The 14,208-nt window shown below is 30.7% G+C and carries 13 protein-coding genes; 6 read left to right on the plus strand and 7 right to left on the minus strand.

The window, feature by feature from the left end:
• Positions 1-44: 44 nt before the first annotated feature.
• Positions 45-863: a hypothetical protein gene (locus AACL19_RS04945; protein WP_339045400.1), complete on the plus strand. Its 819-nt coding sequence runs from the start codon at positions 45-47 to the stop codon at positions 861-863.
• A 124-nt stretch (positions 864-987) separates the two neighbouring features.
• Here AACL19_RS04945 and prmC read toward each other — a convergent pair whose 3' ends face one another.
• The 3 genes from prmC to ftsA form a co-directional block, all read right to left on the minus strand.
• Complete coding sequence (gene prmC / locus AACL19_RS04950; RefSeq protein WP_339045401.1) at positions 988-1,827, minus strand: peptide chain release factor N(5)-glutamine methyltransferase; 840 nt, start codon at positions 1,825-1,827, stop codon at positions 988-990.
• 9 nt (positions 1,828-1,836) lie between these two features.
• Positions 1,837-2,790, minus strand: coding sequence for a complex I NDUFA9 subunit family protein (locus AACL19_RS04955; RefSeq protein WP_339045402.1), 954 nt, complete (start codon positions 2,788-2,790; stop codon positions 1,837-1,839).
• 128 nt (positions 2,791-2,918) lie between these two features.
• Complete coding sequence (gene ftsA, locus AACL19_RS04960; RefSeq protein ID WP_339045403.1) at positions 2,919-4,088, minus strand: cell division protein FtsA; 1,170 nt, start codon at positions 4,086-4,088, stop codon at positions 2,919-2,921.
• Positions 4,089-4,257: 169 nt separating this feature from the next.
• Here ftsA and AACL19_RS04965 point away from each other — a divergent pair, with 169 nt between their 5' ends.
• The gene (locus AACL19_RS04965) at positions 4,258-4,422 is read left to right on the plus strand and encodes a Trm112 family protein (protein ID WP_339045404.1); all 165 of its coding nucleotides are present in this window, start codon (positions 4,258-4,260) and stop codon (positions 4,420-4,422) included.
• 844 nt (positions 4,423-5,266) lie between these two features.
• Here AACL19_RS04965 and AACL19_RS04970 read toward each other — a convergent pair.
• Genes AACL19_RS04970 through atpG form a run of 3 tightly spaced genes read right to left on the minus strand, consistent with a single transcriptional unit; the run spans position 5,267 to position 8,026 of the window.
• The gene (locus AACL19_RS04970) at positions 5,267-6,607 is read right to left on the minus strand and encodes a TldD/PmbA family protein (RefSeq protein ID WP_339045405.1); all 1,341 of its coding nucleotides are present in this window, start codon (positions 6,605-6,607) and stop codon (positions 5,267-5,269) included.
• 1 nt (position 6,608) lies between these two features.
• On the minus strand, positions 6,609-7,178 hold the full coding sequence (folE, locus tag AACL19_RS04975; protein ID WP_339045406.1) for a GTP cyclohydrolase I: 570 nt from the start codon (positions 7,176-7,178) through the stop codon (positions 6,609-6,611).
• The gene (gene atpG, locus AACL19_RS04980; protein ID WP_339045407.1) at positions 7,178-8,026 is read right to left on the minus strand and encodes an ATP synthase F1 subunit gamma; all 849 of its coding nucleotides are present in this window, start codon (positions 8,024-8,026) and stop codon (positions 7,178-7,180) included. Before atpG ends, folE begins: the two co-directional genes overlap by 1 nt.
• Before the next feature lie 242 nt (positions 8,027-8,268).
• Here atpG and AACL19_RS04985 point away from each other — a divergent pair, with 242 nt between their 5' ends.
• The 4 genes from AACL19_RS04985 (at position 8,269) to AACL19_RS05000 (ending at position 12,922) form a co-directional block, all read left to right on the plus strand.
• Positions 8,269-9,159, plus strand: coding sequence for a hypothetical protein (locus AACL19_RS04985; protein ID WP_339045408.1), 891 nt, complete (start codon positions 8,269-8,271; stop codon positions 9,157-9,159).
• 50 nt (positions 9,160-9,209) lie between these two features.
• Positions 9,210-10,748, plus strand: a complete 1,539-nt coding sequence (locus AACL19_RS04990) for a hypothetical protein (protein ID WP_339045409.1) — start codon at positions 9,210-9,212, stop codon at positions 10,746-10,748.
• Between the two features lie 96 nt (positions 10,749-10,844).
• On the plus strand, positions 10,845-12,311 hold the full coding sequence (locus AACL19_RS04995; RefSeq protein WP_339045410.1) for a hypothetical protein: 1,467 nt from the start codon (positions 10,845-10,847) through the stop codon (positions 12,309-12,311).
• An 8-nt stretch (positions 12,312-12,319) separates the two neighbouring features.
• The gene (locus AACL19_RS05000) at positions 12,320-12,922 is read left to right on the plus strand and encodes a hypothetical protein (protein ID WP_339045411.1); all 603 of its coding nucleotides are present in this window, start codon (positions 12,320-12,322) and stop codon (positions 12,920-12,922) included.
• 92 nt (positions 12,923-13,014) lie between these two features.
• Here the strand turns inward: AACL19_RS05000 and AACL19_RS05005 are convergent, their stop codons facing one another.
• A complete protein-coding gene (locus AACL19_RS05005) occupies positions 13,015-14,022 on the minus strand; it encodes an ATPase, T2SS/T4P/T4SS family (RefSeq protein ID WP_339045412.1) in 1,008 nt (335 codons plus the stop codon).
• Between the last annotated feature and the right edge of the window lie 186 nt (positions 14,023-14,208).

The following is a 14,208-nucleotide window of genomic DNA, read 5'->3' on the forward strand; positions in this document are numbered from 1 at the left end:
GCTGGTATTAGCATGACTCAGGTTCAAGTTATTAAGGGGGGAATATGTTGAGAGTAAAAAATAGCAAATATAGCTTCCATTTATATGTGAAAAATAGCAAAAGCGGAAAAGTGTCTTATCATGATATTGATAATTTTGGCATGTATACAGCATGTGGTGTAATTTTTATTATTGTACCACATGCTATAATAGCTGTTTTTATGATGATAATCGATAAGAAAGATAGTCAAGCTATAGCAATGTCATGTGCACTAGTTGCATACTTTGTATGTACCATGATTTTTTGTGCACTTGCACGTTACTGTATAACATGTACTCTAGATAGGTGTGTAAAATTAAAAGGTATACATACACAGGCAGATAATTCTATAGAAGATAAAGATGTATTAGAGGAGTTGACATGTCACAATGTGATTAAGCACGATGTAATGAGTTCAGAAAAGTTTACACAAACAGATATTACCATGACAGAGTTTAGAACAGATATTGAAATAGCAAGTACAAGAGATTATGATATTCCAAATGTACTAAGAACTGGATCAGGTCTGGTAACAGTTGATGATCTTTTTCAAAGAAAAATAGATAACCTAAACTCTACAACGCTAGAAAATGGCAAGTCCAAGCCTAAAGGACCAAAGAGCTCTGTTAGCGCAGATACTGGCATAACAGATCATTCAATCATATCTTCTGAAGGTTTATTGGAACAAGCTGGCCCTAGCGCTTCTAAATCAATGGTTTTGGAAAATACAGTGTTAGAAGGTCATAACATAAACGTCTCAAAAGATGTTGTAGTGCATGCCCCCTTTAACTCATATCAAAGCTCACTTGATACAGACTTACTTAAAGCTCAGGTAACTAAATAGCAGTTATATAGATTTCATAACCTCTGCTGTAAAAACACGCAGCTTGAAATATAACATAAAATACTATTATGAATGTTAAACCATAGATATAGAGGTAATTGGCATAATCTCCAAAGAAATAGCTTTATGCTTGTCTTATTACGATACAACGTTTTTTTCCAGATAAATCATATGCATATGAGACAAAAATTAAACCATAGAAAGGTATGATTTTTTTGATATTATTCTGTGCTTCTCCTATCTCTAGTACAGCAAAACCTCCCTTTTTTAAACTTCTTTTTAAAACAGGAAAAATGCTAAGGTAGCATTTTAAACCATTGCTGCCGCCGTCAAGCGCAATAGTTGGTTCATTTTGTACTTCAAGTTGCAGTTTTTTTAACATATTTCTTTTTATGTATGGAGGATTGCTGATTATTAAATCAAATAAATCATTGCTATTTTCCCAAGAGTCAAAAATAACTTTTGCCCTACCTAGTAAATTATGCCTTTTAATATTATTTAATGCTGTCCTATAAGAATTAACATTTTTTTCAAATCCAATACCTATAGAATACTTATATTCATGCAACATAGATATTAGTAGACAACCTGTACCTGTGCCAAAATCAACAATCCTTAGTCTTTTATTTTTATTTCTATAATACCTAAGCACTGTTGAGATAATTGTTTCACTGTCTGGCCTTGGATCTAGTACATGTTGATTTACTAAAAAATCTAAACCCCAAAACTCCCGTTTGCCTATTATTTGTGATATGGGATATCTTTTGCATCTTCTACTGATAAGCTCTAGAAATAACTTTTCATGTTCTTCTCCAACTTCATAATCATAATTAGCAATAATGAAAGATCTCTCTAAACTTAACGCATGACCAATTAGTATTTCACTGTCAAGTCTAGGGGTACAAATGCCGCAAAGTGAGAGATTATTTATACTCTCTTTGAGTAAAGCACCTATAGTTTTCATAAAATATATTCAAACTTTTTTATAAATCTTTAAATACTTTGGAACAATACTTTCTATTGGTGTTGCTCTTATTTTAGCTTTCTCTAATTCATGCGATTGTTCAAAACCGCTGCCATTACACAAGAATTTTATTTGATCTCTTGTTATCAAAGGTTCAACGTTTCCTGTAATAGGTTTGAGCAAAATAGAAATGAGTTTGAATTCACAAATGAATGCAATAAATTTGGCAATTGGCAAGGGTATATTAACTAATAAACATTTTCTATTTGTAATAGTTATAATAAATTTAAAAAGGCTTTTTATAGGATACACCTTAGGACCACCAATATGGTATAACTTCTGATTATGATTCTTAAGTTTTATCACATAGCACACAAACTTGGCTAGATCATCTACATAGACAGGTTGAAGCTTCATTCTACCATTGTTAATTAATGGTAGAAAAGGTAATATAGACGCTAATTTTGCAAACTTATTGAAAAAATTATCTTCCTCTCCAAATACTAAACTAGGTCTAATTATTATTGCTTCTGGAAAGGCAGAAGCTACAGCATTTTCACCAAGAAGCTTACTCTGAGCGTACTTAGAAGAACAATTACCTTCCACTTCCATGGCAGAAAAATGTATCATAAGTGATACGTTATTTGTTTTTGCTACTATCGCGATTTTCTCTGCAATGTCCACATGCACTGTATAAAACTTCTGTGTTTTTGATTCATTTAAAATTCCTATTAGATTTATTACAACATCACATCCTTTTATGTGCTTTGATATAACTGACTCATCTAAGATATAACCGCCAACTACCACTATTTGTCCAGGATGACCACACAGTTTAAGCCGCTTTGCCTTTTCTTGGTTTCTACTAAATATCTTTACTATATACCCTAAATCCGCTAGGTGCTTTACTATGTATTTTCCTAAAAAACCACTACCACCAAATATTATGACTTGTTTTATCATATTAATTTAACATACTCAGTAACATGAATTTCATGCAATATGAATACAACATGAGCTTTAATAAGACGTTAAAGTTGCAATTTTAATTGACATATTTAAAGTTTTTTAAATTTCTATTACGTATTTACTCATATTTTAACTTTTTCTTTAATCCAATCAAATAATTTGTTAATTCCACTATCTTCCATGCCATAATCATCCTTATGATTTTCAGAGATTAATGATATCATACCTATTGCAGCAGAGAATGCTGGGCTATTACTAACTCCATCTATAGAAAAAGGCATAGCAATACGAATTGGTCTATTTAATATATAATTTGCAGTTTCTGCTATATTTGATAATTGACTACTGCCACCAGTAATAACTACTTTCCTTATTAGATTATTTTTCTTTCCAAGCTTATCATCTAAAATCTCTAATATCTCTTCCAATCTTGGTTTTATTATAGTTGTAATTTCGGACTTAGCTATTTGCATGTTTGAACTTTCATCATCTGAAATATTAATATCGTTACATGAGATTGCTTTGCCACTGAGCAACTTAATGTGCTCAGCTTCATTTATGCTCACACATAAACCATAGGCAATATCTCGAGTTATATGAATTCCACCTATTGGTATAAAATCAGCATGAACAAACTTTCCCTTTTCAAAAAAGCCAATAGATGTATATCCTCCACCAATATCAATAACCGCTGCTCCTAACTCTTTTTCGTCTGTATTAAGGCATGACAGCCCTGACGCGTAAGATGATGCAGTATAGCCTGCAATTTTTACCCCACAATTTACAAGACAATTTTCGATGTTAAGTAAAGCAGGACGAGATGCTGTCACAACATGCATATCAGCACGCAATTTGCCCCCATATAATCCATGTAATTCATTTATGTTGTGCATATCATCAAGACTGTATCTAATTGGTATATTGTGAATGACAACATCATCTTCATCATACTTTTCATAAGTTTGGAATATGATGTTTGCTATATCTGCACTGGAAATCTTATGACGATCTGAAATAATTTCATTAGCTAACTCAAAAGATGAAATGTTACATCCTGATATATTAACATATGCTTGATCCACCATTTCTATCTTAGATGCTTGTTTTGCCATTGTAATAGCAGAAAGTATGGCACGGCTTGCATGTTTAATATTTGTAATAATCCCACCATTTATACCTTCTGCAGCATTATATCCAACACCAACTACTTTTTTACTGCCATTAGTTTTTACTATCAAGCATACAACTTTTGTTGTGCCGATATCTAAAGCAGCAAAAATTTTTGATTTCATATCTCCACTTTTCATTGGATATAAATTATTAAAATAATCCACATTCTACATATCCATTATAATTCAGCAAGATTTTTAAAGTTCTTATATCACTGCAAATTTAACAAAAATTTCATTTTAATTTCTAAGGCAAAGCATTATTCTATATTAGAAAAATATAGGAATAGATATGTTTGATGAAACATTGCTTGATGTACTAGTATGCCCTCTCACAAAAACTGCCTTGCGATATGATGTAAATAGTAACGAACTAATTAGTGATGAGGCGGGGCTAGCCTTTCCAATTCGTGATGATATACCTATTATGCTCATAGATGAAGCACGTAAAATTTAGATGCTCTTCAAAGTCATACAAAATTAAATACAAGAGTTTAAAATATTAGTTTAAAGTTAGCAGGTATAGTACTATATATTAAAATATTAATTTTTATTATAGAATTTAGAGGAAACAATTAATTAATGTAATTAAAAATAGAGAAATTTATTAGATTAAGATATTAATTACATGAATATAAGATGTACACTATACATTACTATTGAAAGAGATACAGCTCATCCACTAGAGGTGATAGGATAAGGATTTAAAATGCCAGCAGTTAAGGAAAAAAGCAATACAAACATTGGATGTACAAAAAATGGCAGAAAAAAACTCTGAACACAAAATTAAATTTACGCAAAACTCTATCGGAAATGGCTAAATTTTAGGGTAATATTAATTTTCTAACAATACATAGAGGATTAAAAAAAGACCTACGGATATAAAGAAAGAGATGAAATTTAAAGGAATTGTGAAGATAATATAGAACTATTGCCAAAAATGCCATAAAATCTGAAAAATAAGTAATGGGACGACCTTTGAAAGAACACTTGGTTTGAGCAATTTTTAACGCTAATTTTGCAGCCTTTGACAATTCCATAAATTCAAAAAAATCAGTGGCTTTATTTCCACCCCGACTTTAATCTCACTACTGGTTTGTTATCAATAACCTGCTTTTTATGTGTAGTTCGGATTATTATGAGAATTGCTACAATATTTTAATATACAATTAAAATTCATAAATGCTGAAAATAAACGTCTAGACAAAAATCAAAAATTGAGCTGAGAAAGAGAATTTGTAGATTTATAGCCTATTATAATATTTCTCAGTTCCTTTAGTTGGTTGGAAAAATACTATAATCTAAATACTAGTGCCTGCAACAGTCATTTTACCTACTTTGACTGTTGGTGAATTTATAGCTCCACAAAAAATTAGGTCATCTGCTACAGATAGGTTACTGAATATATCGAGTAAACTGCCTGCAACAGTTACTTCACTTACTGGATATGCTACTTTACCACCGCTTATCCAAAAACCACATGCACCTTGACTGTAGTTTCCATTAATTAAATTAACACCAAAACCAAAAAGATCAGTAACGTATAATCCTGCCTTTATATCCTGCATTAGCTCTTCAGGGGGTACATTACTATTTTTAATATAAAGGTTACTTGCTCCTGGACTTAAAGTAGCATTGACATTTCTTACAGCATTTCCAGTTGTATGCAATCCTAGTTTTTGGGCTGAGTATAAATCTAATATCCAGCTTTTTAAAACCCCATCCTTTACTAATATATTCTTTTCTCCAGCTATTCCTTCTCCATCAAATGGCTTTGATGCTACTCCTCCTACTACAAATGGATCATCCACTATGTCCACTTCGCTGCTAAATATTTGCTTATCCATACTATCTCTTAGAAAAGAGGTTTTATTTGCTACATTATTACCATTTATTGCCATAGCGAAATTTTTGAGTAATTCTGATGCGGCTCTTCTTTCAAAAATAACTGGAACTTTACAGGTTTTAACTTTGCGTGGTTTAAGTTGATCTAACGCCCTTTTTGCTGCCTCTTTACCTAACGTTTCTGGGGTAAATAAATTATCAAAATTACATGCTATAGAATAATCACAACCAACTTTCATGTCATCTTCTTGTCCAGCAATAACAGCTACTTGGTTAGAAAAAACTGACTTACTGAATGATTCAAAAAAACCATTAGAGGTCATTAAGGTAATGTCGGTTACAGAATAAGAGGATTGCGCTCCTTCAGAGTTAGTAATGTCCTTATGATAAGAAAGAGCAGAAGATTCTGCAATTTGAGCAATTTCCTTTAAATTTTCTATAGTTATAAGGGTTTTATCTAAGATATTCAAATTGACAGCAGAAGTATTACTTGCAAATTGATTTGGCAGAGCAAGAGTAAGATATTTATCTTCTTGGGCACTTTTTGCCATAGTTACAACCCTTTCAACTATTTTATTTAAACTGCTAAAATTGTTGAAGGAGATACATGCTGATTTATGTTTATTAGCTATTGCTCTGACTCCTATTATACAATTTTTAGATTTAGATATTTCCTCTAATTTTAAGTGGCGTGTAGAAATTGAAGTTTTCTCTATTTCATGCACTACAACCTCTGCATCTAGACCGTACCCTTTTATCAATTTTATGATATCTGATGCTACGTTTAATATACTCAACTTACTTCTCCCTATTTTTTATCTGTAAAAAAAAGTCTTGCCTTAAGTTTGGGTCAATTTCAAATGTTCCTAGCATAGAACTAGTCTGCATTATTGTTTTATCGCTATTATGACCTAAACACAAATGTTTTGCTTCAATAAAAACTGCCACTCCTTTTGGTTTTAGATACGTATTAATAGAGTTAGCTATTTGTTTAGTAAGCCTCTCCTGTACTTGCAGCCTCTTTGCAAAAACATCTATTAACCTTGTAAGCTTGCTAATTCCTATTATATATTCGTCTGGTATATATGCTATATTAACTATCCCTTCTATAGGTACCATATGATGCTCACAATAAGATAGGAAATTGATATTTTGTAAGGTTACCATGCCCTTATAACCACTACAGCTTAAAATACCATTACGTAAGACTTCTTCTGCTGATAACTGATACCCACAAAAGAGCCTTCGATAGGCATTTAATACCTTTTGAGGAGTTGAAGTTAACTCTATTCTATGTGGGTCGTCACCGATCCATTTAATTAAAAGTTTTAGCGCTTCCTGTGCTTCTTGATCTGATGGTGTTTTCATTAATTTAATGCTTCTACACCCCCTATAACTTCAATTAAATCAGTTGTAATTGCTGCTTGACGAAAACGGTTGTATGTCAATACCAATCTATTTAACATCTCTTTTGTGTTACGGTTTGCTGACTCCATTGCAATCATTCTAGCACTATGTTCGCTGGTAATGCTTTCAAGTAACGTAGAATACAGGCTACTCATTATATAATTTTTTGTTAAAAAGTTTAGTAAAAACTCTTTATTTCCTTCATATTCATAGCATGCACTGTCATTTGTATTACTATCTGTAAATAATGAATTATTACTTAGTGGAAGTATAACTTGGCTTACAGTCTCTTGTGTAAAGGTATTATGAAATTTATTATATAAAACTTCTATTTTACTATAAGAGTAAAAGCCAGGTATTTGGCTCACTATTTCTTCTAAATAAAAGAAAGTGATTTTATTGCAGCTAAAAGCTTTTTTAATGTTCTTAAACTGGTTTTTTATTACATCGTATGCTTTTTTGCCAAATACGATAATGTCTATCTCTTCCTCATTTTTATATAATTCGTTTATTCGAGCTTTAGCCAGCTTTATAATTGAAGAGTTAAAATTACCACATAATCCCCTATCAGAAGATATTATAATTAATAAGTAGGAGTTTTTTTGTGTAACTTCGTATTCATCTCCAGTAAGATCTAAATGAAGTGTCAGCAGTGTCTTAGATATTTGAGAGAGATGTAATCTTGAATTTACCAGCTGCTGTTGACTGCGTTTTAGCTTAGCAGCTGATATCAATTGCATTACCTTTGTTGTTTTTTGTATTGATTTTATATTTTTAATCCTATGAGAAAGTTCCTTTAGGTTTGACATATTTGATTGTTTTAAACAGGTAACTTAAGTTTAATATATTCTTTTTCAAAGGAGAAAACAATACTTATAATTAAATGATAGAAATACCAACATAAAAAATACTGCATGTTTTTTGATCAAAAAGCAGTCGCAAAGCAAGAATTTTATATCTGTGAAATATTAAAAACAGTAAATTTGTGACGCCTAGTAACTATATATTAACTTAGTTAAGTTAAAATTAGATATAATTTGACGTTAATTATATGCGTGAATTTACAACTGCAAGAAGAAAAAACGATGTGGTAATTGCTGTCTCTCAAGATAACGAAGCAAAATCCATAGAAATAGTTGGATTAAATAAAGCCGCAGAAAATTTGTTGGACTGTAAAGAGAATGATTTATTGTACAAACCATTAACAAGTATTTTTGACGACAGTTCAAGGGGTCTTATAGAAGACAATTTGGAATATAATGATAATGGCAATGATTTATCTGATCTTTTAGCAAAGATTAACAATTTATCTCTTATGAGAAGCAATGAGAAAGTGAAGGTTAGAGCTTTTCGTACTGGGAATTCAACTGCTAAGAGGATAAATTATGAGTTACTAATAAGTGACCTTAGCCTGTCACATAAATTGCATATATTTAGAGACCAATATCTAAATGGCAAAAAGTACAATATGCATCCTGGTCTTGAAATTATGGATGAGCCCTCTACTATGCTTGAACTCGAAGTAATATTGAATTTTATCAAGAAACACAAAGCTGATGTTGTAGCAGGAATAGTTGGCTTTCAGGCTAATTTAACTAAAAATACGCTCAAAGCAATTGTAGATAATTTGTATAAAAACTGTCGTAGCGGGGATATTATAGGATATTTAGGTGATGATAGTGTTATATTTATTTTAATTGGATGTAGTCCATTACATTCAGAAAATGTTATCTTACGACTTTATTCTAAAATCAGTAGTATAGCTCAAGTATCAATTGGCTATGTAGATATTAAAGATGAAAACAGCAGTGCAGAATTGTTATCTAAACTTAGGTTAGCATTGCATGCTGCACAGGCAACTCATAACGACCAAAGCTGCGTTAGGTATGCGCAAACAAAAGCAAGTAGGAGCCAACTCTCAGAGAAATTCACGAAATTTTAATAAGATTAGCATATATATCCTAACTTAAACATTATTTTAGGGGGATAATTATGCAGGGTACAACACCAACGCCATCACCAAGATCGAGTTTAGAGGAACAACTTCAAGTAAGGCAAGAAAATGTAATAGTTGAATCAGAACACCAATATGCAGAAATAAAGAAAAAGCCTAAAGATGCTTCAGGTGCAAAAAAACATAGTTTAGAATCATCAGGTTCAACAGATAGAGAGAATAAAAGCAGTTCATGTTCAGCAGAAGATGAAGAAAGGAAACATGAAAGCACAAAACACAAAAAGAAAGAACATCACTCAAGATCATCAAGTGCAACAGATAGGGAACATAAAAGTAGTTCACATTCAACAAGAGAAAGGAGACATAAAAGTAAGTCACATGGGGAAAAACATCGTTCAAGACCGTCAAGTTTAAAAGAACAAGAAATTGAACCTACTTATGCAGAAATAAATGATCAACCATCAATTAGTAGCCCTGATGAAGAGATAGTGTTTTCACATGATATACTGAAAGCTAACGGTACATTAGGGGATGAAGGGTTGAGACAAAGAAACGTAAATCCACTAAAAAAGCCACTAAGAGCACATTCGAAAACTTCAGATGGAACTTCAACACCAAGTTCCAAAGAGTCTAGCCCGCCTTCATATCAATCTCAAGAAGAAAGAAGGGGTTCTGAAGATACGATATTTGACAAGCCATGGCCAGAGGTAAGCTCATTTTTTACAAAAAAGCCTACATGGACAATTGTAAACTCATGGTCAAAATTTAAAATAAAAGTAGCATATCCTGTGCAACAAAGAGCATTTATAATACCATGTATTGCTTTTATAACTTTTGTGGCATCATATTCAATCTTAATGCCAAAATATTATGCTAGTATTCAAAACTTAATAAAGGATCCATGGATATGGATACCAATAGTTGTTGCATCCATACTTTTTGCAGCAAGCATGAGGGCCTTTATCTCAAACCTTAAAGATACAAGAATAAAAAAAACTGCAACACAAGGTGACAATGAAGTTTTCGCCAAAATGAAAAGAATTAATAATGAAAAATGTATTAGTTCTATAGAATTAGATCTAAGTAATAACACACATTATACCTTACTAGATGGCAGGAAATATAAAACATTAGCTTTTAAAAGGCTGGCATTAACTTTAAATAGACCACTAATCTGTGCTGAGATGGCAGCTTTTGTTACTCTCACCTCTACTTACTTGCTAACTAAATATTTTGAAATTGGATTTAAAAATCTTGCTGATTCTCTCTCAACTTTTAATACAAACAACGTGGAATTAATAGGATTTACTGCTGCAGCAAGTGTATTACTTGCATTATTTACCTGTTCTTTTATTCATTATTATAGGAAAGAATGTGTAGAAGGTTTGGAACTCAAAAAGTGTCCTAGAGAGATAGAATCTTTTAATAAAGAGTATATAAGAGAAGCTAAAGATTGTTATGACAGTAAAAAGACTTTATCATCTGGAAAACATAGTGAGGGTAAAGCTGCAAGTTTGACAATAAGTCAAGCAATAGTTGAATATTACAATAGCAAGGCTGTTATTGTTGCTAGTTAATTTTATGAGATAGACTTTTTGTCTTCCAAAAAGTCTATTTTATTGATGTTATTTTACCATATTTTAACTTTTTACTGGTAAAGCATATCTTAAAATATGCTAATCATGTTCTTTAAAAACTTCAAACATAAAAACAAACTCGTTATTTTGCTAGGAGAAGAAGGAGCTGTATTATTACATATAAAGAACAATATATTAACAAATAGATGTTTTTTGCAAGATGCAGGTGAATTCACAGATCTTAAACTTTGTGTTACATCCGATAAGAAAATACATATATATCTAGTGCTCAATCATGTAGATCAAGATTATACTGTGCAAAGCATCCCAGCTGTGGATAGGTTTAGCATCTATTCTATCGTTAAATCAAAACTAAGACATATTCCTACTAATAGTGATTTAAAAACTGCTTTTTTACTTTCAAAACCCAGTAAATCAGAGAAAAACTGGCAGTATATGTTTGTAAGCGTAAGACTTAATAATGCCATAAATAGTTGGCTAAAATTGATTATAGATGCCGGTGGTAACTTCAAAGGAATGCTGATGCTTCCAATTGAAATGGCTAGTATACTTAATGCAATTTTAACACCAAAAGAAGTTGAATCGGATGGTAATAATTGGAGTATCATAGTTGTATATACTAAAACGGGAGGATTCAGACAGTTAGTAACAAAAGATAGTAGGATGATATTCACGCGTATTATATCACCTACTGATGATATTTTACCAAATGTCATTGCTGGTAGTGTATATCAAGAAGTGCAAAATACCATTCAATACCTGGGAAGATTTGGTTTTCACAAGAATGATTCGGTAGATTTACATATAGTAGTGCCTCAAGATATTAAGCTTGGCCTGATGACAATTAAATTTGCTGAATATAATGTTAGTATCTTAACCCCATACGAACTATCTAAAATTTTAAAATTAACTCATATAGTAAACCCAAACGATAGATTTTGTGATACTGTATTACTACTTTCTATCTTAGAAAATAAACCTAAGGTTGTTTTGCATACAAGGGAAACAAAAAAGCACTTAAAGCTTATGTTATTTGATATGTATTTTCCGCATCTTTCATCATTAACACTGTTGTTGCTTTTTACAATTAATACTTTGTTTTTTTTAACTTTTATTCAAGTTATCAAAAAAAAAAATAACCTAATACAAGACGAGAAGATGCTGAATGCTCAACTTCAGAATCTAAATCGTGATTATAGTATAGAAAGAATTTATGAAATTTCTGAGATAATTAATGCACATAATGAGTTATTAAGCTTAAATTATTCTCCACTATCAGAGATTGAATACATAAGTGAAATAAAATCTGACAATTTAGAGCTAAGATCCTTTTATTGGAAAGTTGATAACGAAACAGATGCAGTAAATATGAAACTGAAATATTGCCTAAAATCAGATAGTGATATTTTTTATGAGTATGAAGATTTAAAGCATAATTTTAATACTATATTTTATAACTATAAAGTAGATTTTTCCCAGCTTCCACCTGTAATAGAGTTGGGGGGGAAAGGTACAATGATAGACGTTAATATAAGCAAATAAGTAAAAAAATGAACCTAAAAATAAAAGTAACGATAAAATTATTTTGCTATTTACTTGTTTCTACAGTTTTTGTTGCAATGTTGTCTTTAGGTAACGCTTACAATAAGAAATTGAAGCTTTTAAATAAAAGTATAGCAAGGAAAAACAAAATTATCAGCTCACAAATAATAGATATACAAAAAAAAGAAGCAGTATTAGTCTCTAATTTAGATTTATGGAAGAGAATTTCTTCTACAAAGATGCATAATAGCAAATATATTACTAATCTTAATAATTTAATAAATAAGTTACATAAGAGTTATAAAATATTAAATCCAGAGATATTAATTTCTATGCCACAGGAAGCTAAAACTTTTTATAATGATAAGTACATTAAAGTCATAAAGAGCGAGATTAACTTGCACTTTGGCTCAGTAAGTGATAAAAATGTTTTTCTATTTATGAACGAGTTAAGTACATTGCCAGGTTATATTAAAATTAAGTCTTTTACTTTAGTGAAAGAAAAAGAAATTACACCTAAGATCATAGAGTATGCTGTAAATGGTAATCTTATTTCGACGATCACAGGGCAGATTACTTTTGATTGGTATAGCTTATTGTATAAGACTTAAACTAACTAAAGAATTTGATATTTAAATGCTAACTGTAGTTATTTAATATAAAAAAAACTATTATATTTTGTAGTAGTTGAAATATGATAAATTTAAAATGCATCGTCCTGTTTCAGATTATGTACATTACTATCAAGCCCACCGTAACCAAGTTTTGTCAATGTTTTATCTGCTGCTGTGTAATCTAAAATTTCTTTTTTTACTAAATCATTAATTATATTATTAATATTTAGATTTGGTAGCTGTTTTATGTCAGCATTTATAATGTGATTTTTCATTACGGTATTTAATGGAAAAAGGTCATAAACAGCCAAGCTACCCAAACAATCTTTTTTTTTGATTAACACCTGAAACATTACAGCTGTTATATATTCTGACAATACACGTAGGGTGTTATTCTTATTAATTACCATTTTAGCTATAGCATCTTTAAAAGATAAAGCACTTAAAGAAGCTATAACCAAAAAACCATCTTGTAAGCAGTTTATTGCAGTTTCTATTAATCTTTTATCGTCATCAATATCGTGAAAAAGTATTATATCAGGAGATTTTCTTCTAATTTCTAAAGTTGTATTACAATAACTTATGAGGGATTTATCAGACTTTACTCCGAGCTCATGTTTTTTATCAAATATTAGAATGTGCTTATTTTGAATTTGATTCAATATATGTAATGCAGTTATAGTTTTTCCACTATTTATGGGACCAGCAATTAACACAAGACCAACTTCTTTTCCGATTATTTGATAGAAATTCTCAGGTATATTTAATGATGTCGAGTTAGGTTTTAGTACGTGTATAACTATACTACTCTGATTAAAGCTATTACAAATATGCACGCGTAATCTGTTGTTTGCGTCAAAGTCAAATGTGAAATCCTTTGTTTCTTGGTCTGTTTCATTGCTTCCCTTTTTGCCTAGATCTTTTTCAAAAAGAATGGTAATTATGTCTTTAATCTCTGTAGTAGATAAACTTGGTATTTGCAAAAAAATTATTTCATTGAATTCTCTAATAATAGGGGGGCTATTTTCAAAAAAATAGATGTCAGATACATTTTTGTTTTGTAAAATAATAGAAAGTAACTTGTCTAAATTTACCATGCAATATAAAGTTATTTTGTTTCTAACATTTAAACTAAGGTCAAAAACATAAAAAATTGTAAAAATGGTCCTATTATACCAAATAGCTTGACTGCTTTTATTAAAAAATAACGTTTTTTAGTTATAAATAAAATTATATCATTTATATATTATCTTGATTATGTGAGTAAATTATATTGTACTGGT

Source organism: Candidatus Mesenet endosymbiont of Agriotes lineatus, assembly GCF_964019585.1.
Lineage (GTDB): Bacteria > Pseudomonadota > Alphaproteobacteria > Rickettsiales > Anaplasmataceae > Mesenet.

Coding starts and splice junctions, on each gene's coding strand:
- AACL19_RS04945 (WP_339045400.1), top strand. CDS start 45: ATGTTGAGAGTAAAAAATAGCAAATATAGCTTCCATTTATATGTGAAA.
- prmC (WP_339045401.1), bottom strand. CDS start 1,827: ATGAAAACTATAGGTGCTTTACTCAAAGAGAGTATAAATAATCTCTCA.
- AACL19_RS04955 (WP_339045402.1), bottom strand. CDS start 2,790: ATGATAAAACAAGTCATAATATTTGGTGGTAGTGGTTTTTTAGGAAAA.
- ftsA (WP_339045403.1), bottom strand. CDS start 4,088: ATGAAATCAAAAATTTTTGCTGCTTTAGATATCGGCACAACAAAAGTT.
- AACL19_RS04965 (WP_339045404.1), top strand. CDS start 4,258: ATGTTTGATGAAACATTGCTTGATGTACTAGTATGCCCTCTCACAAAA.
- folE (WP_339045406.1), bottom strand. CDS start 7,178: ATGAAAACACCATCAGATCAAGAAGCACAGGAAGCGCTAAAACTTTTA.
- atpG (WP_339045407.1), bottom strand. CDS start 8,026: ATGTCAAACCTAAAGGAACTTTCTCATAGGATTAAAAATATAAAATCA.
- AACL19_RS04985 (WP_339045408.1), top strand. CDS start 8,269: ATGCGTGAATTTACAACTGCAAGAAGAAAAAACGATGTGGTAATTGCT.
- AACL19_RS04990 (WP_339045409.1), top strand. CDS start 9,210: ATGCAGGGTACAACACCAACGCCATCACCAAGATCGAGTTTAGAGGAA.
- AACL19_RS04995 (WP_339045410.1), top strand. CDS start 10,845: ATGCTAATCATGTTCTTTAAAAACTTCAAACATAAAAACAAACTCGTT.
- AACL19_RS05000 (WP_339045411.1), top strand. CDS start 12,320: ATGAACCTAAAAATAAAAGTAACGATAAAATTATTTTGCTATTTACTT.
- AACL19_RS05005 (WP_339045412.1), bottom strand. CDS start 14,022: ATGGTAAATTTAGACAAGTTACTTTCTATTATTTTACAAAACAAAAAT.